The 19643-nt window shown below is 51.6% G+C and carries 16 protein-coding genes; 11 read left to right on the forward strand and 5 right to left on the reverse strand.

Annotated features, from left to right (window positions below; translation table 11 throughout):
• Positions 1–34 precede the first annotated feature (34 nt).
• Entirely contained in the window at positions 35–2521 is a 2487-nt protein-coding gene (locus tag AC6I8T_RS02965; RefSeq protein ID WP_244634017.1) for a BsuBI/PstI family type II restriction endonuclease, read from the reverse strand.
• Positions 2522–3438: 917 nt separating this feature from the next.
• Between AC6I8T_RS02965 and AC6I8T_RS02970 the strand changes: the two genes are divergently transcribed.
• The 5 genes from AC6I8T_RS02970 to AC6I8T_RS02990 all read left to right on the forward strand — a co-directional run bounded on the left by AC6I8T_RS02970 (position 3439) and on the right by AC6I8T_RS02990 (position 7180).
• The gene (locus tag AC6I8T_RS02970; RefSeq protein WP_497833486.1) at positions 3439–4161 is read left to right on the forward strand and encodes a hypothetical protein; all 723 of its coding nucleotides are present in this window, start codon (positions 3439–3441) and stop codon (positions 4159–4161) included.
• 2 nt (positions 4162–4163) lie between these two features.
• Positions 4164–4631 carry a hypothetical protein gene (locus AC6I8T_RS02975; protein WP_497833487.1) on the forward strand — a complete coding sequence of 156 codons (468 nt, stop codon included), beginning with the start codon at positions 4164–4166 and terminating at the stop codon, positions 4629–4631.
• A gap of 215 nt (positions 4632–4846) precedes the next feature.
• Positions 4847–5803, forward strand: a complete 957-nt coding sequence (locus tag AC6I8T_RS02980; RefSeq protein ID WP_208724726.1) for a nickel/cobalt transporter — start codon at positions 4847–4849, stop codon at positions 5801–5803.
• Between the two features lie 70 nt (positions 5804–5873).
• Positions 5874–6743, forward strand: a complete 870-nt coding sequence (locus AC6I8T_RS02985) for an AraC family transcriptional regulator (RefSeq protein ID WP_497833488.1) — start codon at positions 5874–5876, stop codon at positions 6741–6743.
• 107 nt (positions 6744–6850) lie between these two features.
• Positions 6851–7180: a DUF1493 family protein gene (locus AC6I8T_RS02990; RefSeq protein WP_497833489.1), complete on the forward strand. Its 330-nt coding sequence runs from the start codon at positions 6851–6853 to the stop codon at positions 7178–7180.
• On the opposite strand, the gene AC6I8T_RS02995 is transcribed toward AC6I8T_RS02990, so the two are convergent.
• Positions 7181–7960 carry an NAD(P)H-dependent oxidoreductase gene (locus tag AC6I8T_RS02995; protein ID WP_208724729.1) on the reverse strand — a complete coding sequence of 260 codons (780 nt, stop codon included), beginning with the start codon at positions 7958–7960 and terminating at the stop codon, positions 7181–7183.
• A 90-nt stretch (positions 7961–8050) separates the two neighbouring features.
• Between AC6I8T_RS02995 and AC6I8T_RS03000 the strand changes: the two genes are divergently transcribed.
• Complete coding sequence (locus AC6I8T_RS03000; protein ID WP_208724730.1) at positions 8051–8941, forward strand: LysR family transcriptional regulator; 891 nt, start codon at positions 8051–8053, stop codon at positions 8939–8941.
• Here AC6I8T_RS03000 and AC6I8T_RS03005 read toward each other — a convergent pair.
• Positions 8925–12158 carry a DEAD/DEAH box helicase gene (locus tag AC6I8T_RS03005; RefSeq protein WP_497833490.1) on the reverse strand — a complete coding sequence of 1078 codons (3234 nt, stop codon included), beginning with the start codon at positions 12156–12158 and terminating at the stop codon, positions 8925–8927. The genes AC6I8T_RS03000 and AC6I8T_RS03005 overlap by 17 nt on opposite strands.
• A 228-nt stretch (positions 12159–12386) precedes the next feature.
• On the opposite strand from AC6I8T_RS03005, the gene AC6I8T_RS03010 reads away from it, so the two are divergent.
• On the forward strand, positions 12387–13436 hold the full coding sequence (locus AC6I8T_RS03010; RefSeq protein ID WP_208724732.1) for a DUF1176 domain-containing protein: 1050 nt from the start codon (positions 12387–12389) through the stop codon (positions 13434–13436).
• Positions 13437–13482: 46 nt separating this feature from the next.
• On the opposite strand, the gene AC6I8T_RS03015 is transcribed toward AC6I8T_RS03010, so the two are convergent.
• Entirely contained in the window at positions 13483–14157 is a 675-nt protein-coding gene (locus AC6I8T_RS03015) for a YecA/YgfB family protein (protein WP_497833491.1), read from the reverse strand.
• 233 nt (positions 14158–14390) lie between these two features.
• On the opposite strand from AC6I8T_RS03015, the gene AC6I8T_RS03020 reads away from it, so the two are divergent.
• From AC6I8T_RS03020 to AC6I8T_RS03035, 4 genes are all read left to right on the forward strand, one after another.
• On the forward strand, positions 14391–15410 hold the full coding sequence (locus tag AC6I8T_RS03020) for an isopenicillin N synthase family dioxygenase (protein WP_208724734.1): 1020 nt from the start codon (positions 14391–14393) through the stop codon (positions 15408–15410).
• 14 nt (positions 15411–15424) lie between these two features.
• Positions 15425–16207 (forward strand): MetQ/NlpA family ABC transporter substrate-binding protein, encoded by a 783-nt coding sequence (locus AC6I8T_RS03025; RefSeq protein WP_021185790.1) that lies wholly within the window; start codon positions 15425–15427, stop codon positions 16205–16207.
• A gap of 144 nt (positions 16208–16351) precedes the next feature.
• Complete coding sequence (locus AC6I8T_RS03030) at positions 16352–17533, forward strand: serine hydrolase domain-containing protein (protein WP_208724735.1); 1182 nt, start codon at positions 16352–16354, stop codon at positions 17531–17533.
• Positions 17534–17699: 166 nt separating this feature from the next.
• Positions 17700–18146, forward strand: coding sequence for an RcnB family protein (locus AC6I8T_RS03035; RefSeq protein WP_036627485.1), 447 nt, complete (start codon positions 17700–17702; stop codon positions 18144–18146).
• Here the strand turns inward: AC6I8T_RS03035 and pdxR are convergent.
• Positions 18143–19591 carry a MocR-like pyridoxine biosynthesis transcription factor PdxR gene (pdxR, locus tag AC6I8T_RS03040; RefSeq protein WP_208724736.1) on the reverse strand — a complete coding sequence of 483 codons (1449 nt, stop codon included), beginning with the start codon at positions 19589–19591 and terminating at the stop codon, positions 18143–18145. The two genes, AC6I8T_RS03035 and pdxR, sit on opposite strands and share 4 nt — an antisense overlap.
• Between the last annotated feature and the right edge of the window lie 52 nt (positions 19592–19643).

Below are 19643 nucleotides of genomic sequence, written 5' to 3' on the forward strand. Positions count from 1 at the left end.
GTGCTAGGTTCCATCAATTCTTGCTCTTTTTACTTCAAGTATGTGGACCGAGGAATCGATCACCATTCAGATGGATCATATGAGTAGGTGCATCTGCAACCCAAACTTCTGTTTCCCACGATAGATCCATAAGGTATTTAGCCATTACTTTACGGTCAGGAAACGCCGTAACATAAACCAATCCGGGTTTTGCATTCGCAAATAATTTTGCTAATTCACCATGGCGTTTTCCGTCAACTGGTCCATGAGAGGTGACTGACTCGATTAGCAGTAACCAATTACGTTCTTCCCAATAGAGAACAACATCTGGCAGTTTTCCTTTGCGGTTAACTGTTACTCCCAGCTCAGCAAGCCGTTCCTTGCGGAAATGATCTTCTTTCGCTCCAGTGTCGCCGATATATATCACTTCGGCTTCTGGGGCGAAGCGAGGACCAAACTCAACAATGATATCCTTGATTAACTGACTGTGGGCACCAGGGCTTAAGGTGAGATCCGTTCCGTCGTTCAGCTTCAAAGGGATCATTTCCATTTTTCTTGCCATTGCATACTGTTCAACCAAGGTGGATATGTTTCCCATATGCCCTTTGAGTGACTCATCCCATTCAGGAGTACCATACGTTAGCAGCACGGAATGCAATTCAGGTGCTATTTGGTAGCAGGCTTTGGGAGAATTAACCGCCCGGTTGGGTTCATCAGGGTTGTATAAAGCAACTCCACCATCACAAAATTGATGGAGTGTTTGTCGGCGGAATGTTTCACGAGTATTAGGGGCATATTCTTTACCGTATACGTCCCTACACCAATCCATGATCGGAGTGACACCTATCATTGGCCGTTGTATTTTTGACCAACATCCATCAGGGTGAAGGTCAAGAAGCGCGAGTAAGGTCAGTGCTGAACGTTCATTTATCTGAGGGCGTGGCATCCCCAACAAACGTAATATCTCAAGAGATTGTTCAATTTTTTCTTGAGCTTTTAGTGGATCAGTCGTTTTTCCTTCTGTCATCAGATCTAATTCCCTATTTATTATTTCATCTATTTGGTTCTGACTAAGTACTTCACTGTCTAACTCACTGCCTATTTTCCGCAAAATTTCCAGTGGCGGATAGTGGATCGACCTTAGGTCTGAGGCATTTATTTGAGTGTGCCCACCAAACTGGCGATAATATTTGTCCAACAAAGTGCAGTTCAAATAAACATAAAGCCCACGGGCAAGATCTGCGTCCATACCAACTTTTTTAATATGAAATACATTGGTTTTATTTTCAAAACCGATTAAATCACCTGGAAGAGATGAGTCATACAAAGTTGCTACGATTCGACGTTTTTCTTCTTTACTGCTAAATCTTTTAATGATCAGAAAGTAGCCCTCATTTTTCCAAAGCCATGGGCGTGATGAATCTGAAACCCTTATAGCATTTGGCTTTTTTCCGTCGAGGGGCCAATGAACTTTCCCGTTTAAATGCTGAGGGAAAAGAAGCGGAACGGATTCTGCATCTAAAGTTTCGCGCAAGTCGTCTCGAAGTCGAAAGTTAACGACAGGTCCTGTACTGACCTGAATTTTTAGATCGTCTAATGTTGATGTGAATGGGGACAATCTTTCAACAATGTCCTGTTCACGCGGGCTTGCTGCGATATGTATGAACTTCTGTTTATCCGTAGAGTTTACTATTTTGTCGATCGAAACCTGACGCTGTGTCATGTCGGTAGCTGTTATTTGCCCGGTTTCTTCATCAAGATGAAAATCAGATGTTGGACTTGAGGTGATCGTAACTTCGCCTTGAGATACACCTTTGATGCAGTGAATGATAATATTTTCTTGAAGAACCTCATCTTCTGCAAAAGCAGTCTTTCGAGAGTCAAAAATGTGAATTTTCTTGATGGATGTTTCAGAAAGTAATTGTTCCCGGAAAGGTTGATAGTACGGGCCATTACAGAAAGAACGAGGAATGATTGCTACTAATTCCCCACCTGATTTCAACTGTTTTAACGCTAAAGCAACAAACCCCGAATATAAATTGACGGTTTCTATTCCTGCGTTGCTCATGGAGATTCTGTGAGGGCTGGAGGATAGAATTTTTTTGTATGGGGGATTCATGATTACATGACTGTACGTTTCAATCTCTTCCGGGTCGAAAAGGTTTTTTATGCGCAGGCTTGTTTCAATTATGTAGTCCTTGGTGTTGATTTTATGTGAAAATTTTTCCCCAAACTCATTTGCACATGATTTTAGTGTTTTATCCAAAAATGGCAGCATCACCTCTTCAATGTCATAGACATCGAGCTCTATTTTTTCAACTCCCAAGGACAAAGCTCGATCTACGAATGCAGCCGAAAGTGATCCCACTCCACATCCAGGATCAAGTAACTTAACGTCACTTTCGATGTTGTCGAACAGACTTGCCATGAACAGACAAATCGGGCCTGGAGTCATAAATTGGCCTAGTGCTGATTTGGTCTTTGGGTTGAGTAGCTTATTCGCTTCTTTTCTATTCTGTTCAGCCAATTCCAAAAGACGCATCGTATTTCCACTCAGTCGCTAAAAAATCAAAACTGCGTTTTGTTCTTTTTCATCAAAGTTGATCCCAAGAATCAGAAACGCGTCACAAGGGGACAATATTACTACAAATGGCTAGGGGAAAAAGGTATAGCGTGAACGTAACGGTTCATCACACTGACAAGTGGGGCAACTTTCTCCATTAGTCTGAGTCCTCTATGTGGAAGATTTTAACAAAGAGGGGAGAATACTTGCTTTGTGTGACATAGCTGAATGAGTAAATGGAATTCTCATATTGGCAAAGCGTTTTGCCGTTGGCTATCTACTCTTGGTTAGTGAGTTGCGTCTTGATGCGGCCTGCGTGTGACGCCAATGATAGGGAAGCAAGCAGGGACAATACAGTTAAAACTGTTGCTGTACGTTTTTTCATCTTTACCATTCCTCCCCTGAGAGAAAGCTCTTTTGATACTGTGTCAGCAGTCTCCTGCGTTAACCCGGTATAGAACAGTGTTTAGGCCTGGTTTGCTTGCACCGACAGTTTTGTGATGTGTTCCAGTGGTGTGACGTTCTCGAATAAGATCCGACCCTTGCTTTTGCGTGGAGTATGGCCCCCACATCTTGGAACCTGCATGGCGTCTGGACCTTCCGTACTAAGTCAAAACCGCGTTTTGTGAAACTTACTGACCCTTCATCCTCAGATCGGACATGCTGAATATGTATGATCCTAATTAAGGGCAGTCTTTGGCTTCTTCCCGGCGCCACCACAATAGAATGCATAGCCGGAGTAATAGTGACCTCGTGAAATTTCCCTGTCTTCTCCTGCTTGATTGCAACAGGCTGCAGATTTTTCTGGGTTAATTACTAACTATTTTTAATACTTCTTTTTTTATTTTCCCTATGTTTTGCTAGAGTCATTCCAGGCATGAGATAAGGAAACGAAAATGGATACTTCCCTTTTAAACTCAGTAAACAGCCAGGGACGTGAGCAGTTTGAATCTGCTGTGAATGCGCTCCAGGGAGACATCTCAGCAGCCACTGCACGCCTGTTAATTGATCCACGTTTACGTCTGGAGTATTCGAAACGCATTAAAGAGATGGCTGAAGATCTCCGCTCAAGAGCAAACATTGGTCTTATTAGCTGGGAACAGGCAGCGCAGCAGGCGCAGGAAACACGCAATCTGATCATGGATCTGGTCAGAACGCGGAGTACCCCGCTCGGGCGTGCCATGGCTCAGCAGATGAAGTCTTCGGGGAAAACGCTCAATGAATTAGTGGCTAAGAAAGCCATTTCCCTGTTCGGGCCACGTACTAATTTCAATACGCTTTCTCAGGCTCAGAAAAATCAGGTCTATGCCAGCATTGTTGAATCTGCTGGTAAATCAAATCCTCAGGTTAATTTGAGGATGCTGAAACTCTCCCTAGTGGGAAAGGGGCTTGTGGTTCTTTCCATAGCCGTGTCCCTGTACGAAATTTACACCTCGGAAAATAAGGTCGCAGAAACTGGACGCCAGCTGGCAATTAATGGTGCTGGTATTGCAGGCGGAGCCGCAGGTGGCATGGTTGCGGGGCTGGTGTGTGGTCCGGGAGCACCTATTTGTGTTCTCATCGGTGGATTTATCGGTGGTGCGCTTGCCGCATGGGAAATGGGATATTTTTGGAGGTAATCATGCAACAGCTCAGCACATTATCCCTGGTCGAACATTCCGGGCAAACCGAGTTCTCGCAGGCGTGTTCAGAGATTTATTTTGACGGTAAGCCATCTGGCATAGTGGTACCCGGAAAGGTACTGGAAGCGGCTTTTCGGGTGGATGAGGATCGCTATTTGATCTTTACCACCGATGACGTTCTGTTTGAAGAGTCGCTGACAATTACCCTGATAAGCCGTGAGCAGGGCGTTATTGAGATTGCCCATCTTGGCGGAGAATACGCTTCGGGCGCATTTGAAAATGCCTCCACAGATGAAGAGAGTGTTCATTTTCAGTTTATCGATGATGTCAGATGGACCGTAAAAATTTCTAAGTCACCTCATTTGCGCATTCCTTTCCTGTCTGATCCGCGCGGCGTGAAACGTCTTTCTGGATTAAAAACCTATATGACTTTTTCAACAAACCCAGTTTCGGAAAGTGTTAAATGAAAAACAATAAGAGGTGTTAACTCGAAGCGGGGGTGAAATAACTGATTTATCTTGAGAGTCATGCCTTCGGTACCAATGATTGATGAAGAAATTAAGTCGCTTAAGAGCGGCTTTTTTTGTGTCTGAAATCCATTCAACCGAATGTCGTAGCATTCCCCCCAAACACCCACTAGCATTCCCACCATATCCCCTTAACCCACCACCCAGGCCACCGCATGCTAACTCGCTCCCTCACTCGTGACTGGCGCATCCCCATCGCAGCACTCCTCACCCTGACATTGCTGCTGATCACCACCACGCTCTACACCCACTGGCCCGCATTCCTGCAATGGAGTCTCGCCACGCAAATCTCGCTGCACCGCAGGCTGGTGACGTACCTGCTGCAACTCAACAGCCACGACTACACCGGTGGGATATGGTTGTTAGGCGGCGCATTTATTTACGGCGTACTGCACGCTATCGGGCCGGGGCATGGCAAATTTATCGTCACCACCTATCTCAGCACCAACAAAGAAAGCCAGCTGGCGGCGCGCGTGGTGCCGTTTCTTGGCAGCCTGATGCAGGGCATCTGTGCCATTTTGTTTGTCTATATCCTGGCAGTCGGTTTTAACCTGGCGGCTGGCGATCTCAGTACCAGCCGTTGGTATGTGGAAAAAGTCAGCGCGCTGCTGATTGGCGCGTTTGGTGCGTTTGTTATCTGGCAGACGTTGTACCAGCAGCGACCACGAAAAATAGCCATCAGTACGATCAAACCGCTGCATCAGCACCCGGAACAATGCGGTTGTGGGCATCACGGTGTCGGCGCGGATTTAACCCACGCAGACTGGAAAACCCGCCTCGGCGTGGTGCTGGCGATTGGTGCGCGGCCATGCAGCGGTGCGATTATGATTCTGCTGTTTTCCAATACGCTGGGGATTGTCAGTTGGGGGATCGCCGCTGTGATGACGATGTCATTGGGGACGGCACTGTCCATCCTGGGGTTGTCGCTGGCGGTGCGTTATGCGCGCCATCGTACCGTGACCTTTTTCAGTCGTGACAACGAAAACTATCGCTGGTTGATTCCGGCGGTACGGATCGCGGGCGGTGTGATTATCATCCTTTTTGCCACCGTGCTGTTCCTCACCGTTATCCCGGTCAGCGCCAACGGGGATTATATCGCCGCCGGGTGCTAGCCAAACTCAGCAAGATCCGTCAGGCCAAACGCGCCACCGCTCAGGCATAGTTAATGGCAAGGAGAATGCCATGCCCGTCAACAAAACTGAGGTTTACCACCAGCGCTTTAACAAGGTGTTTGATTATATCGATCAACACCTTGACGATCCGCTGCTGCTGGAACAACTGAGCGAAGTCGCCCATTTTTCGCCCTACCATTTCCACCGGCAATTTACCGGTTACTGCGGTGTCGCGCCGGGGCGCTACATTCAGTTGATGCGTCTGAAACGTGCGTCATACCGGCTGGCATTCAATCCGTCCGAGAAGATTATCGATATTGCGCTGGATGCAGGCTTTCAGCATGCGGAGTCGTTCAGTCGTGCGTTCAAGCAGATGTTTGCGATGACGCCGAGTGAATTTCGTCAGCAGCCCGCCTGGGTCAGTTGGCACCAGCGTATGCCGCAGTTACAGACCAAACGGAGAGAAACGATGCCGGTCACTATCATCAATTTTCCCGCCACCCAGGTGGCGATGTTGTCACATTACGGCCAGCCCGAACGCATTATGGAGACGGCGGCGCGTTTTATCACCTGGCGCAAAACCACCGGCTTATCACCGATTGTCAGCAGCCAGACATTTGGCATTGCCCACCATGACCCGGCCAGCACCCCCGCAGAGATATTCCGCTTTGATATCTGCGGCTCGATAACAGCCCCGATCCCGGAAGAAAATGCGTTTGGTGTGGTCAATGCGCTTATCCCCGCCGGTCGCTGTGCGCTGTTGCGTCATCATGGTTCGCACGATGCCATTGCCGCAAGCGCGCGCAGGCTTTATAGCGACTGGCTGCCAGCCAACGGTGAGGAGCTGCGAGATTTTCCACTGTTCTTTCATTATCAGAACTTTATTCACGATGTGCCGGAACACCAACTGATCACTGACATCTATCTGCCATTGAAATAGCAGAAACTCCCGACAGCGTTTGCTGGCGGGAGTTTCTCGACACAGCGCGCCCATATCGTGGCAGAATAGCCGCCCGACCCATCAGAATCGTGCAAGAGAGAGACGATATGTCAGATGATATCGAGCAGCGCATCTATGAACTTGTCCGTCGTTATGATGGCGTTTATCTGTTTAAGCAAAAAACGCTGTCGCCGCAGATTGATATCGATAGCGATCTCAATTTTGACGCCGATGAAGCGGCCGCGCTGATGGAGGAGTTTTTCTCCGAGTTCAACGTGGCGCGCGGTACCTTTTCTATCGCGGCCTACTATCCTCCTGAACCATCGCTGGGCGCGATCCTCAATCCTTTCAACAAACGCCAGGTACCGGTGGTGCCGGATTTCACGTTGGGTATGTTGATTGAATCGGCTAAGGCCGGGCGCTGGTTGTATGAATAATTAGCGTTTCTGATGCACGCCAAAGCCGCTTTGCCCTGGCGCAATGTCCTCCCTGAGCGTCAGCGCCGGGATGACATAATCGCCACCATTTTGCCGCCGAAACGCAATCGGTTCGCAAGTCGCTAAGGTATCCAGTCGGGTAGCCAGCGTATCGCACCAGCTGGCGAAACGCGCGTCCGCCGCTTTCTGCACCTGATACAACACCACCGGTGGCAGCACGCTAAAGCCCGGATAGAACAACATGCCATGCTGGATGGGGAACAACAGATCGTCGATGGGACCATTGATGCCACGCGGGCTGTAATGTGATTCCCAGCCGCCAGTGGTGACCACCAGCATCGCCCGTTTACCCGCCAGGTTACCTTCACCGTAGCGTTCTCCCCAGCGGCTTTCGTTATGTTCACCCACGCCATAAGCGAAGCCACAGGCATAGACGCGGTCAAACCAGCCTTTCATGATGGCGGGCATGGAGAACCACCACAGTGGGAACTGGAAAATCACCGCATCGGCCCAGCGCAATTTTTCCTGTTCTGCGGTGATATCCGCCGCTTGTTGCTGATGTTCATAGGCGAACCGGGAATCCAGCGAAGCGTGAAAATACTCGCCCACCAGCGGAGCCTGCGTATCCGCAGCATCCAGTTGCGCTTTCCAGTTCATGGCATAGAGATCTGACACCTGCACCTGATGCCCGGCGTTTTTTAGCTGCTGTACACTGAAATCTTTTAACGATCCGTTCAGTGAATGGGCTTCCGGGTGAGCGAAGACAATCAATACATTCATGGTGTAATCCTGTGAGAACAAAGTGGATGCAGGCTACGTCATGGCTGGATATAGTAGAAATCAATTACTGATATCTCAGGTATAGACACGGTGAATATCGGAGCGCTGGATTTAAATCTACTCCTCACACTCGATGTGCTGCTGGCCGAACTGAATGTGACGCGAGCGGCACAGCGCCTCAATCTGTCGCAACCCTCGGTGAGTGCGCAACTGGCGCGGCTGCGCAGCATCTTTAACGATCCGCTGTTGCTGCCTGGACCGCGTGGTATGTTGCCGACGTCACGGGCGGAAGCGCTGCGCGAGCCGCTACGGCTGGCGCTGGAGTCGCTGCAACGGGCGATTGCCCCTCCGCAGGCTTTTGAACCTGATAAGGCAAACCTGACCTGGCGTATCGCCGCCACCGATTACATGTCCTCGGCGATCATGCTGCCGGTGATCGGGACGTTGCGGGTCGCAGCACCGGATTGCCGTGTGGCGGTGTTTGGTCTTAATCCGCCGCTGGTGGCGCAGCAACTGGAGAAAGCCGAACTTGATTTGATTTTCCATACTGGCGATCGCGCGCCTGAGACGTTGCATCAGCGCAAATTGTTTAGTGAGCGTTACATGCTGGCCGGACGTATTGGTCATCCGCATTTACATCCGGGCCTGACGCTGGATACGTTCTGTCAGCTGGAACATCTCATCGTCTCGCCGGACGGTGGTGGATTCAGCGCCGCTACCGACAGCGCGCTGGCCAGGATCGGACGCGCGCGGCGCGTGGTGTTATCGGTGCCACATTTTCTTTTTATGCTGGAGGTGCTGGCGAGCAGCGACATGGTCGCGGTGCTGCCGGAGCGGCTGGTACGCCGCTCAACGCAATTGCAGGTTATCGAGCCGCCGCTTGATGTGCCGGGGTTTGATATTTTAATGATGTGGCACGAACGTATGCAGCGCGATCCGGCCCATCAGTGGTTAAGGCAACAGATTATGGCCGCAGTGTAACTTCGTACACTGGCGGATTTTTGGCTGCCATTGCGCCTAATTTCTCGTCGGCAACCTGAAATCCGGGACAGCTCGCCCAAATGTTTTTGCTGCCAATGATATAGACGCGTTTTTGTGCGCGGGTCACCGCGACATTAAGCAGGTTAGGTTTGGCGGAAGCCCATTTAGCGGCTCCCCGGGTACGGGCATCCAGTCCGAGCACGATAATCACATTTTTCTCTTCTTTCCCCTGGAAGGTATGTACCGTTCCCACCCGGTCATCTAACCAGCGTTTAATCCCTTCTACGTGACCAAGTTCGGTACGGAGCAACGACTTCAATTGGTTTTTGACCTGGCGGAAAGGCGAAATGACATACACATCCGGCAGATTGTCATGAGCGTCTAACCATGATGTCACCATTTGCAGCACCCGCTGTCCCTGGGCAGGCACATAGTGTTTTCCCTGAACCTCGCCGCCAATGTCCAGCCAGCGACTGGCTCCCCAAACGCTACTGTCCCTGGGCCAGCGTTGATCGCGGCCATGCAGCATTTTGTTGTTATACGCAATGGCATTCGCAATGCTAAACATCGGTTCATCGCAACGTCGATGGACACGTAACGGGCTGCCAAGCCAGTTATTCTTCGCGATTTGCGCAGTACCATAAGGGTTGACGCGGTCAGCCAGATTTTGCACCGATTGGGTGGTTGGCGACCATTCTAGCCATTCAGCACCAAAGGCGCGTTCGGCGAGGGTTTCGACAAATGCCGGCGGGATAGTAAACACGGGCTCGATTTGCAGTGGATCGCCAACCACCACGGCCCGTCTGGCTCGCCACAGCGCACCAGCAGCCTGTTGTGGCGTAGCCTGTCCTGCTTCATCAATAAATAGCCAGCCAATCTCTGCAAAGCTGAAATGTTTAAACTGTCGATGGACCGAAGCAAAGGTAGATGACACCACCGGCACAATCATAAATAACAGCTGCCAGAGCGCCAGGCTTGCTCGTCGATCGGTGATGCTGCCATTGATTGCATCACTTAACGAGAACAAAACCTCTTTTAAATTGCACTTACGGTAAGACGCTTTCAGCCAGGCCTGATGCAGGTCCAGTGCGGATGCCATCAGCTGGCTGCGCGCGGCATTTAACACTGCACCCTGACCAAACGCGCTGCGCTGCACCTGTTCCGCTTCGATATCGGTATCCGCGCCAGCAAACATCACATCCGGGTACTGCCGCTCTAGCTCGTCGCAATGCTGCTGCGCGGCTTCCAGTTCTGCAAGCAGCTGTTTTGCCCGTTGTTCTTCAAGATTTAGCGTTGCCTGCGTGGCGACCAGGCGACGATGTAATCCCGCACAAATGGCTTTTTCCCGACAAATTTTTTCAATACGTAATGTCCACCAGCCAGGAATACGTAAAGCGCGTTTAGCGATGACGGCCTGAAGTTGGTAAAGACGCAGGTTTAATTTTTCCCGCTTGCGCAGCTGTTGCTGGTGGGCGTTGCGCCGATCATTTTGTGTTTCAAGCAACTGAAGATCGCGCAAAATATCCTGATAGTGCTTTTCGGCATGCTTAAAGGCGAGCTTCGCTTCTGCGAAGGTTGTTATATTGGCACCATTGATGGCAGAGAAAAGATTGCGATATTCATCTGCTGGTGCCGGGGCAATGGCGGATTTATGGCTCTGAGTAAAAGCCCGCTCCTTAAATTGTTCGCGATTTTTCTGTTTCCCCAACGCGACCGCGATAAGTCCCCAGCAATCTTCTTCCGCTGACAGCGGATCAATGGCAAATGTTTTGCCTTGTTGCTTTTCGCCTGGAGTGAGATGGCGCGAGGTTGCTGCAACTTTACGTGCTGAGGGTTTTAAATAATCAACCTCTTTCCAGTCATCGCCGAGGCTTTTAATTTGTGGCAACTCGCGTGAGATATTTTCTACCGCGGTATTGTTACTTGAAACCACCACCATCTCGAAGCCGGTAAGTTCATCACGCAGGCAGGGAATCATGCGGGTTTCATTATTTACTCTTAACGGGATGCTACAGGAAAAGGCATCTTCAACCTGGTGGAGATTCGCCAGCATGCCAGCGCGTTTCACCAGATTATTGGCAATCACATCACGTAATAAAGTGGTTTTCCCGGTGCCCGGCGGCCCATTAACGGAAAAAAGCCCGGTCTCCGTCAGTTCATCTGCAAGCGTATTAATGGCAAATTGCTGCATCAGACTCATATTGTGTTGAGCATCGGACAACCAGCGTCCGGGAGGCAGTTTATTTAACCGGAGATGATCAACCAGCAGCGCTCGCCCTTCCGGTAACAGCAAATCCGCTTTTCGCTGGCGATCTCCCGTCAGATAGCGACCCAGAGGTGAGGCCGCATCCAGCCCATGCTGGCGGATATATGTCATCGCCTGCTCAATATCACGCAGATAAAAACTGTTCAGAATGCTGATGTCACCTGAGCGATCTGCTGCGGATAAGGCATGATGACTGCCAGTTATCAGGGCTTGTTGCGTTATTTGGCTCAGTTCCGGTAGGCGTCGGGGATCGATTGTTTCCCCAGGTTGTTGCTGATTCCTCACTTCTCTTAATTTAATAAATAATGCAGGAACCTGGATTTGCGGCTGGAAAGATGTCCACTCGGCCATTGCCTGCAAAAACTCGATAATCTCAAAGGTCGTCAGAACTTTAGGTAAGTTGTGTTGCTGCTTAATATTATTCGCAACGGTAATAATACTTTTAAAGCGGTCGTGAAGTTTTTTCGTGCTCAGTTCATAGTTTTCAAACCGCAGATTATCCAGGCTGCCTTTTTTTAATTGTCCTAATGCCCAGGTCACGGTAGAAAATTCAAAGCTATCGCTGTCTATAACGCCATGCGGATCAACCACACATTTTATCGAGCAAGTACGCCCGTCATCGCCAATCTTTTCAACATCAATATCGCTGATTGTCGGAAAGGATTGCTGTGCTTGTTGGAATATTTCCTGACGATCAAAAATACCGAAAAAAAGCTCATAGCGATATTTTTTAGTGGGAGAGTAGCGGTGGCCAGCCCGCCTCACTTGCTCAGGATTGATCCACGGGAGGATAGTCAGCGATTGCAGGGCTTCCATCTCAATTTGCAACACGCCATCGGCATTATCTTCAAGATCTTTAATATCTGTCGATTCGAAGAATTCAATTTTGTGCCAATACTCGAGAATATGAATGGCCTGGTGCGTTGCGGAATTTGAGTTATGGCTGTCCATGTTAAGTTGCAGTCCTTATGGAAAAGTACGCAGTTTTGGACATACTACTGCGTTGAATGATACTTGTTCAATGATTAGCAACGTTGCTTAATTTTCTGCGGATTTAGTCGGAAATTCGAAGACGTTCTCATGGCTATGATTGGACCCATCTTATATCGCTAAAAATTCACTTCTCCCGGCCTGAAAAACTGCGCACACTATCCACCTTTATCATTATGGAGAGATGGTATGACATCCCGAAACCTGCTGGCGATCGCGCTGTTTGCCAGCATGGCCGCGCCGCTGTTGGCTGATGACAGCGGTATTTCCTTCAGCCATAAAGACTGGGAGCTGGCGTGTGATAACACCCTGACCTGTCGGGCGGCAGGCTACAGCACCGAAGAGGGGGCGGGTGGTTCGGTACTGCTGACACGCCAGGCCGGGGCAAATACCCCGGTAAGTGGCGAGGTAGTGCTGGCAGATGCAATGGAGGATGAGCCGAAACCCGTGGCGATGCTGTCGTTATGGATCGATGACAACTCACTGGGTGAGTTGCAGAAAGCCGATAACGACGAATGGCGTTTAACGGAGGCCCAGACACAGGCGGTGATCCGCGCAGTGAAAGGCAATGGCACGGTCGAGTTTCGTGGTGGTGAAGAACCGTTTGAACTGTCGGATAATGGCGCCTTTGCGACCTTGCTAAAAATGGATGATGCGCAGGGGCGTCCCGGCACGCCAGGGGCGCTGGTCAGAAAAGGCGATAAGCCGGAAAGTAGCGTGTTGGTCGCGGTTGCTGCGCCAGTCATTCAGCAGGTTAAAGTGATGCAAGCCCAGCCGCGCGCGCTCACTGCCCAGGAGTTGTCATCGGTTAAACCGCAATTGATTGAGTCTCTTACCGATGATGACAGCTGCGATAATTTGCAACCGTCCGATGACCAGCCAGAAGAGGGGGCTGAGCCAATCACCCTGACGCCCGTGGATAAAACGCATGTGCTGATCTCCGCACTGTGCTGGCGCGGTGCCTACAACGAAGGCTATGGCTTTTGGTTGATGGACAAGCGATTACAGCAAAAACCCGAACTGATTACCGATTCCGCCTCTGACTACCACGACGGCGTGATTTCGCTGGCGCAGAAGGGGCGGGGCATCGGTGATTGCTGGAGTACTGCCGCATGGGTGTGGGATGGCAAAGACTTCCAGCAAACCAGCGAGGCCACCACGGGCATGTGTCGTGCTATCCGGGCAGGTGGCCCCTGGCAATTGCCCACGCTGGTGACCAATGTGAAGCCAGCGCGATGAGATGGTTTTGCCTGATGCGCGATAAATCGCGCCGCGACGCCAGGTATTATTTCATGCAGCACTGCTTATATTTTTTGCCACTGCCGCACGGACAGGGATCGTTACGTCCAATCTTTTCACCGGCAAAATAGGGCACCTGGGGGGCTGGCTCAGGCTGTGACAGGCGCTGCTCCTGCCAGTAATCATGTAGCTGCAAGGCCGCCGGTCGAATCGCTGCGATACTGGCTTCAAACTGTTCCGGGGTGAAGCCGTCCAGTTGGGCAAAATTTTCTTCGCTGCCGTGTAAGGCAATGGCGTCGAGTGCCGGTTGCTGGGCTTTCGGCAGGGCTGACCAGTCATCCTGTGCCACGCCGCGCATATAGCCAAAGCACCACTCTTCCACCACGGTAAACTCCTGACCTTCCATCTCACGAGTGCCGAACAGCGGATCAAACTGGTCCGGGAACTCGCTCAGGCGCTCGGCGATATCGTTCATATGCTGGAAGGTCAGGGTCATAAAGCGATCCATTTCACGTTCGCTCGACCACTTCGGAATGTATTTCTGGCCGCCCCACATCGCCACCAGCCATGCGCTTGGCTCGATATCATTGGGGCCGGAAAGCAGCGCAGTCAGCATGCCATCCAGTTCAGCAACATCCACCACGGAGTGCTCAGTGCCGTATTTCTCCAGCATCTCTTCAAGCCAGTTCAGCTCTTTTTCGGTTAACGGGCCGTGGTTCATACGGTATCTCCTGCGATCGCTGCTCATTGACGGGCACGTTGCCCGACGTCGATAACGCGCGATTATAGCGGGAAGCGGAGGGATTCAGCCATCAATTGCCACTTTTCAGCTATCCATTGCTGAACCTTTCCTAAAAATCATTTCCCATAACATATTTCGCAACATTATTGGCTCTGATTCGCGACCAATGTCAGCGTAAACACTGAACTTGCTGCATTAAGGACGCAAATATCATGAGTGTTGGCACTTTGCCGGTACTGGACTTAGGGCTGCTGGAGTTACCCGGCGCTGCGCAGGCAGAACATCTCACTGAGTTACGCGAAACGGCACGCGATGTCGGTTTCTTTTACCTGGTGAATCACGGCGTCAATGCGCAGCTGCTGCAAAATGTGCAGAGCATCACCCGCGCTTTCTTCGCCCTGCCAGAGGCGGAAAAACAACGGGTGTCGATGATCCATTCACCCCATTTTCGCGGTTACAACCGTGCCGGGGTGGAATATACCCGCGAGCAACGTGACCAGCGTGAACAGTTTGATATCGGTGCCGAGCGTGTCGCGTTAACGCTACAACCTGGCGATCCGGCATGGAAGCGATTGCAGGGACCCAATCTGTGGCCGGAGGCATTGCCGCAGTTGCGTCCGGTGATCCATGCATGGCAGCAGGAGATGACCGGTGTGGCGCTGCGTCTGCTGCGTGCATTTGCCCGCTCGCTGTCTCTGCCTGCTAATGCCTTCGATGCCCTCTACGGCACCCATCCAAACGAACATGTGAAGCTGATTCGCTACCCTGGCCAGGCGGCACATGAGAGCCAGCAGGGTGTCGGGGCGCATAAGGATTCCGGCTTTCTCACCTTTTTGTTGCAGGACGAACAGCGGGGATTGCAGGTAGAGGTCACGCCGGGCAATTGGGTTGATGCGTTACCGAAACCTGGTGCTTTCGTGGTGAATATTGGCGAATTGTTGGAGCTGGCGACCAATGGCTATTTACGTGCCACCGTGCATCGTGTGGTTTCTCCCCCGGCACGTAAAGAACGCATTTCCATCGCCTTTTTTCTTGGCGCGCAACTGGACGCACAAGTGCCGCTCTATCAATTGCCGGCATCACTGGCGGCAGAGGCGGCCGGGCCAACCAGCGATCCGGCAAATCCACTGATTCGTGACGTTGGCTGGAATTACCTGAAAGGACGTTTGCGATCCCATCGTGACGTGGCTCTGCGTTATTACACCGATGCACTCAATACCGTTAAATCATAAGAAAAGGGAAACTCATGGACAAAAAAGTGATAGCAGCACTGGCTTTATTTTCTCTGGCGAGCAGTTACGCTTCCGCGGCCGCACTGCGTGTGGCTGCCGATCCGGTACCGCACAGCGAAATTCTCAATCAAATCAAGCAAACCGATAAAAAGCTCGATTTGCAGGTGATTGAACTGAACGGCAACCTGAATGCCAACGAGCTGCTGGCGCGGGGGGATGTTGATGCTAACTATTTCCAACATGTGCCGTACCTGCGTGACCAGGAAAAGGCGCTGGGCGAGAAGTTCGCCGTGGTGGCAACGGTCCATATCGAGCCATTGGGGATTTATTCGCACAAAATCAAATCCTTGAAAGATGTGCCTCAGGGGGCGCAGGTAGCGGTACCCAATAACGTGACCAATTTGAGTCGTGCGTTGTATCTGTTGCAGGCTAACGGGTTAATCAAACTGAAAAGTGGCAGTGCCGGTTCGTTGGTCACCACTGCGGATATCAGCGATAACCCACATCAGTTGAAAATTATTGAAATCGAAGCACCGCAACTGCCTCGCGCGCTGGATGATGCCACGCTGGCGATTATTAACGGTAACTATGCGTTGCAGGCAGGTCTGGTACCGTCAAAGGATGCGCTGGGACTGGAGCAGGCGAAAGACAACCCGTATGCCAATGTGTTGGTAACAACACCGAAGCTGGCACACGACCCACGTATTCTGGAACTGGCGAAAGATCTTGAGTCAAAGCAAACTGCTGAATTTATTAACCAGCAGTACAAAGGTTCGGTGATCCCGGTGCACCAATAATTCCTGCCACCACCTGTATCTGACGGGTGGTGTTCCCCTCTATCTGTGTTATATTTCGCCGGATATTTCACGGTCTGTTTTGTTCTAATTTATTGATTTAACTTAAATCAGCTGTGGTTCCTTTCTGACATCCGGGGTTTTGTGATGCAACATGGCATCGTCACCTGTTGCTTGCGTCTGTTAACGGTAGCAACGGCGGTTTTTTTGCTCAGTAGCTGTGGCACGCTCTCGCAGACATCGGCCCCGGTCAGTGACAATATTTACCTTTCGCATGCGTCATTCGAGGATAATGTCGATGACATGGTGCGGCATTACATGCAGCAAAAGCAGGTCTCCGGCATCAGCATCGCCATTATTCATCAGCGTGGTGAACCCCAGTTTTACAGCTATGGCGTCACTGATGCTGTGCATCGTTATCCCATCACACCGGATACCTTGTTTGCCCTGGGATCGCTGAGCAAAGGGATCACCGCAGAGGTGATTATCCAGTTAGTCAATCGTGGCGAGCTGCACTGGACGGATACCCTGGCGACGTTGCTGCCCACGTCTGTGCCACTCAGCGCTGATGCCAGGCGCATAACCTTGCTACAACTGGTGACGCACACCTCAGGCCTGCCACGTCAGGACATGGATTTGTCGATGTTTATCAAATTCATGCGCTACCTCTCCAGCGGCGAGAATTTTTACGGCAATTTAGATAGCGATGAGGTGCTGGACTATCTGGCGGATTTCCGTGCACCAGGCAATCCACAGGCACAATATTCCAACCTGGGTTACGCCCTGCTTGGCTATATCCTGCAATATCACTTTCATCAGAGCATCGAAGTCCTGGCCCAACATCATTTATTTATTCCACTGGGCATGACCAGCACCAGCTTTGCTGCCTCTCATCTACGCAATTTCCCTTACCGTGCACTGGGCCATGCTGGCGATCAGCCAAAGTTGATTCCGCGAGGTCAACTGACACCTGACTGGCAATTTCGTCACAATATGGTGGCCGCGGCGAGCCTGTACAGCAACGCGCGGGATCTCATCCGCTATCTCGGTGCGCATCTCAGCGCCACGCCTGATGAGGCCATTAATCAGGCTTTTGCCCAGGTCGGGCAGGGCTATCAGCAGCACGGAAATCAGTCACAAAATATTGCCTGGGTTACCGACAGCTACGGCGATCAGCGCATTACCTGGCAGGTAGGCTATATTGGCGGTTACTCCAGCTTTATCGGGTTTGATCAGGCCAACGGCAATGCCATCGTGGTGCTGCAAAATGCGTTTAACTGGAGTAATTACCTTGGCATTGCGTTATTGAGGGATTGGGTGCGGCAGTAACACGGTTGCTTGCAATTAAGCCTTGCAGAATTGCGTGGCGGCTGTTGTATGCTGTCCGGCGAAATTTGACGCGCAGGACGCGGTGCAAAGCGCACCGGGGAACCTTCTGCGTGCCGCAATTGTCAGTAAATTGAACATTGAATAATTAACCAGAGTGGACATCACCATGCGCAGGACTCACGCCGTACTTCTTTCTGCAGGACTTTTTCTGGGCTCGTTAACCCTGACGCCCGCCGCGCTGGCCGAAGGCGAGCAAACTGATAACGTGCCACCGCCGCCGCAGGTTGAGCAAACCGCGCCAGACGCACAGGCCCAGGCACCGGTAGTGGCAACCCCGGCGCAACCGCAGGATAACGCCGCACAGCCTGTCGCACCGAACAACTACGATCTCACCACTATCGTGATTGATTACAAAGAATATAAAGTCGGCGATGTGGTGCCGGATGAGTATCGCGGTAAATCCTACATCATTAGCGAATGGCAGCCGCGTCACCTGCCAGCACCGCAGGAAGATACCCATTGGGCATATATCAACGCTAACTACATCCTGATCACCAATGACACCGGTAAAATCGTGATGGCGAAATCCGGTGACATCTTCTTTAAAGGTTAGCGATTAATCAGGCGCGCCAACTGCGCCACCGCATTGCTGATTTGACTGGTGCTGGTATTACCGTATCCCAGCACCAGTCCTTGTTGTTTGTGCTCTCCCAGATAAAACCCTGACAGTGCGCCGGGCGCGCAACCTGACTGAATCAGTTGGTCTGCCAACGCGATATCCTGTATTGCGGGTGGGAGCTGTAATACCAAATGCATGCCACATTCCCCACCGAGCAATGAAACCTTTTCACCCAATTGTTGGATGAGTGCGTTGCGCAATGCGGTCTGACGTTGTCGGTACAGGCGACGCATTTTGCTCAGATGACGACTGAAATCGCCATTGCGGAGAAAAGCCGCCAGCGCCTGCTGCTCCAGGCGATTACCGCCGCGCAGCACTTCATGCAGCGCCGGGCGCAGACGCGGTAACAACTGGGGCGGCAACACCATAAAACCCAGACGCAATGCAGGAAACAGGGTTTTGCTGAATGAACCCACGTAAATCACCGGGGCGTGCTGCGCCATCCCCTGCATTGCCGCGATGGGTTCGCCGCTGTAACGAAAATCACTGTCGTAGTCATCTTCAATAATCCACGCCTGATGCTCCCGCGCCGCCGCCAGTAACGCCAGACGGCGTGGCGCACTCATCACCACGCCAGTGGGATACTGATGGGTCGGTGTGGTGTAAATCAACCTTGGTGGACGTTGTTGCCAGTCTTGCGGCTGCGGTGCCAGCCCGTGAGTGTCTACAGCGATAGGCTCGATGTGCAGGTCTCCTGTGCGCATCGCGGCTTTCGCCCCGCGATAGCCCGGTTCTTCCACCCAACCGATGTCACCCGGATTGCTGAGGAGCAACACACATAATGACAGCGCCTGTTGTGCGCCTTCGGTGATGACAATTTGCTCCGGGGTGCAGCGTACCCCGCGTGCCAGAGCAAGATGTTGGGCCAAGGCTTCACGTAATGCACCTTCCCCAAGCGGATCGCCATAGCCCAGCAACTGGTGGGGCTGATGTTGCATCACGCGATTAAATGCGCGTCGCCACTGGGCGAGTGGAAAGTGCGACAGCGCTGGCACGCCTGGCCTCAGCGCCATTTCCTGACTGAACGGACGGTGTGATGAATTTAACTGGGCCACGCGAGTTGCCAGCCGTGGCTCGCTGTCATGTTCTGCCATAGCAGCAGGGGCGGGGAGCTGTGCAACCGGCGTGACGCGGCTACCCTGGCGATCGCTCACCAGAAAACCTTCTGCCTGTAGCTGTGTCCAGACGGCGATCACCGTATTACGCGAAACCTGAAGTTCAAGTGCCAACTGGCGCGTGGCGGGCAGTCGGGTGCCTGCGGGGAGTTTGCCAGCCAGAATCGCCTGCCGGATACGCTGGAACAACTGCTGCTGTAGCGTCAAAGGGTGATGGTTTGCCAGCGGTGCCGTTAGCAGGGTGCTGAGGTCGAAGTCGTTCATGCCGTGCTCGCGTGGATCTAACAATAAGCATGATTGTGGCGCTTTTTACAGG

The organism is Pantoea sp. X-Soil-OKNW-556, assembly GCF_059730695.1.

What these genes read in the sequence shown, in the direction of transcription:
- pdxR (WP_208724736.1), bottom strand. Translation starts at nt 19,591, where the DNA reads ATGAACGACTTCGACCTCAGCACCCTGCTAACGGCACCGCTGGCAAAC.
- AC6I8T_RS03035 (WP_036627485.1), top strand. Translation starts at nt 17,700, where the DNA reads ATGCGCAGGACTCACGCCGTACTTCTTTCTGCAGGACTTTTTCTGGGC.
- AC6I8T_RS02985 (WP_497833488.1), top strand. Translation starts at nt 5,874, where the DNA reads ATGCCCGTCAACAAAACTGAGGTTTACCACCAGCGCTTTAACAAGGTG.
- AC6I8T_RS02995 (WP_208724729.1), bottom strand. Translation starts at nt 7,960, where the DNA reads ATGAATGTATTGATTGTCTTCGCTCACCCGGAAGCCCATTCACTGAAC.
- AC6I8T_RS02970 (WP_497833486.1), top strand. Translation starts at nt 3,439, where the DNA reads ATGGATACTTCCCTTTTAAACTCAGTAAACAGCCAGGGACGTGAGCAG.
- AC6I8T_RS03010 (WP_208724732.1), top strand. Translation starts at nt 12,387, where the DNA reads ATGACATCCCGAAACCTGCTGGCGATCGCGCTGTTTGCCAGCATGGCC.
- AC6I8T_RS03030 (WP_208724735.1), top strand. Translation starts at nt 16,352, where the DNA reads ATGCAACATGGCATCGTCACCTGTTGCTTGCGTCTGTTAACGGTAGCA.
- AC6I8T_RS03015 (WP_497833491.1), bottom strand. Translation starts at nt 14,157, where the DNA reads ATGAACCACGGCCCGTTAACCGAAAAAGAGCTGAACTGGCTTGAAGAG.
- AC6I8T_RS02975 (WP_497833487.1), top strand. Translation starts at nt 4,164, where the DNA reads ATGCAACAGCTCAGCACATTATCCCTGGTCGAACATTCCGGGCAAACC.
- AC6I8T_RS02980 (WP_208724726.1), top strand. Translation starts at nt 4,847, where the DNA reads ATGCTAACTCGCTCCCTCACTCGTGACTGGCGCATCCCCATCGCAGCA.
- AC6I8T_RS03005 (WP_497833490.1), bottom strand. Translation starts at nt 12,158, where the DNA reads ATGGACAGCCATAACTCAAATTCCGCAACGCACCAGGCCATTCATATT.
- AC6I8T_RS03020 (WP_208724734.1), top strand. Translation starts at nt 14,391, where the DNA reads ATGAGTGTTGGCACTTTGCCGGTACTGGACTTAGGGCTGCTGGAGTTA.
- AC6I8T_RS03025 (WP_021185790.1), top strand. Translation starts at nt 15,425, where the DNA reads ATGGACAAAAAAGTGATAGCAGCACTGGCTTTATTTTCTCTGGCGAGC.
- AC6I8T_RS02965 (WP_244634017.1), bottom strand. Translation starts at nt 2,521, where the DNA reads ATGCGTCTTTTGGAATTGGCTGAACAGAATAGAAAAGAAGCGAATAAG.
- AC6I8T_RS02990 (WP_497833489.1), top strand. Translation starts at nt 6,851, where the DNA reads ATGTCAGATGATATCGAGCAGCGCATCTATGAACTTGTCCGTCGTTAT.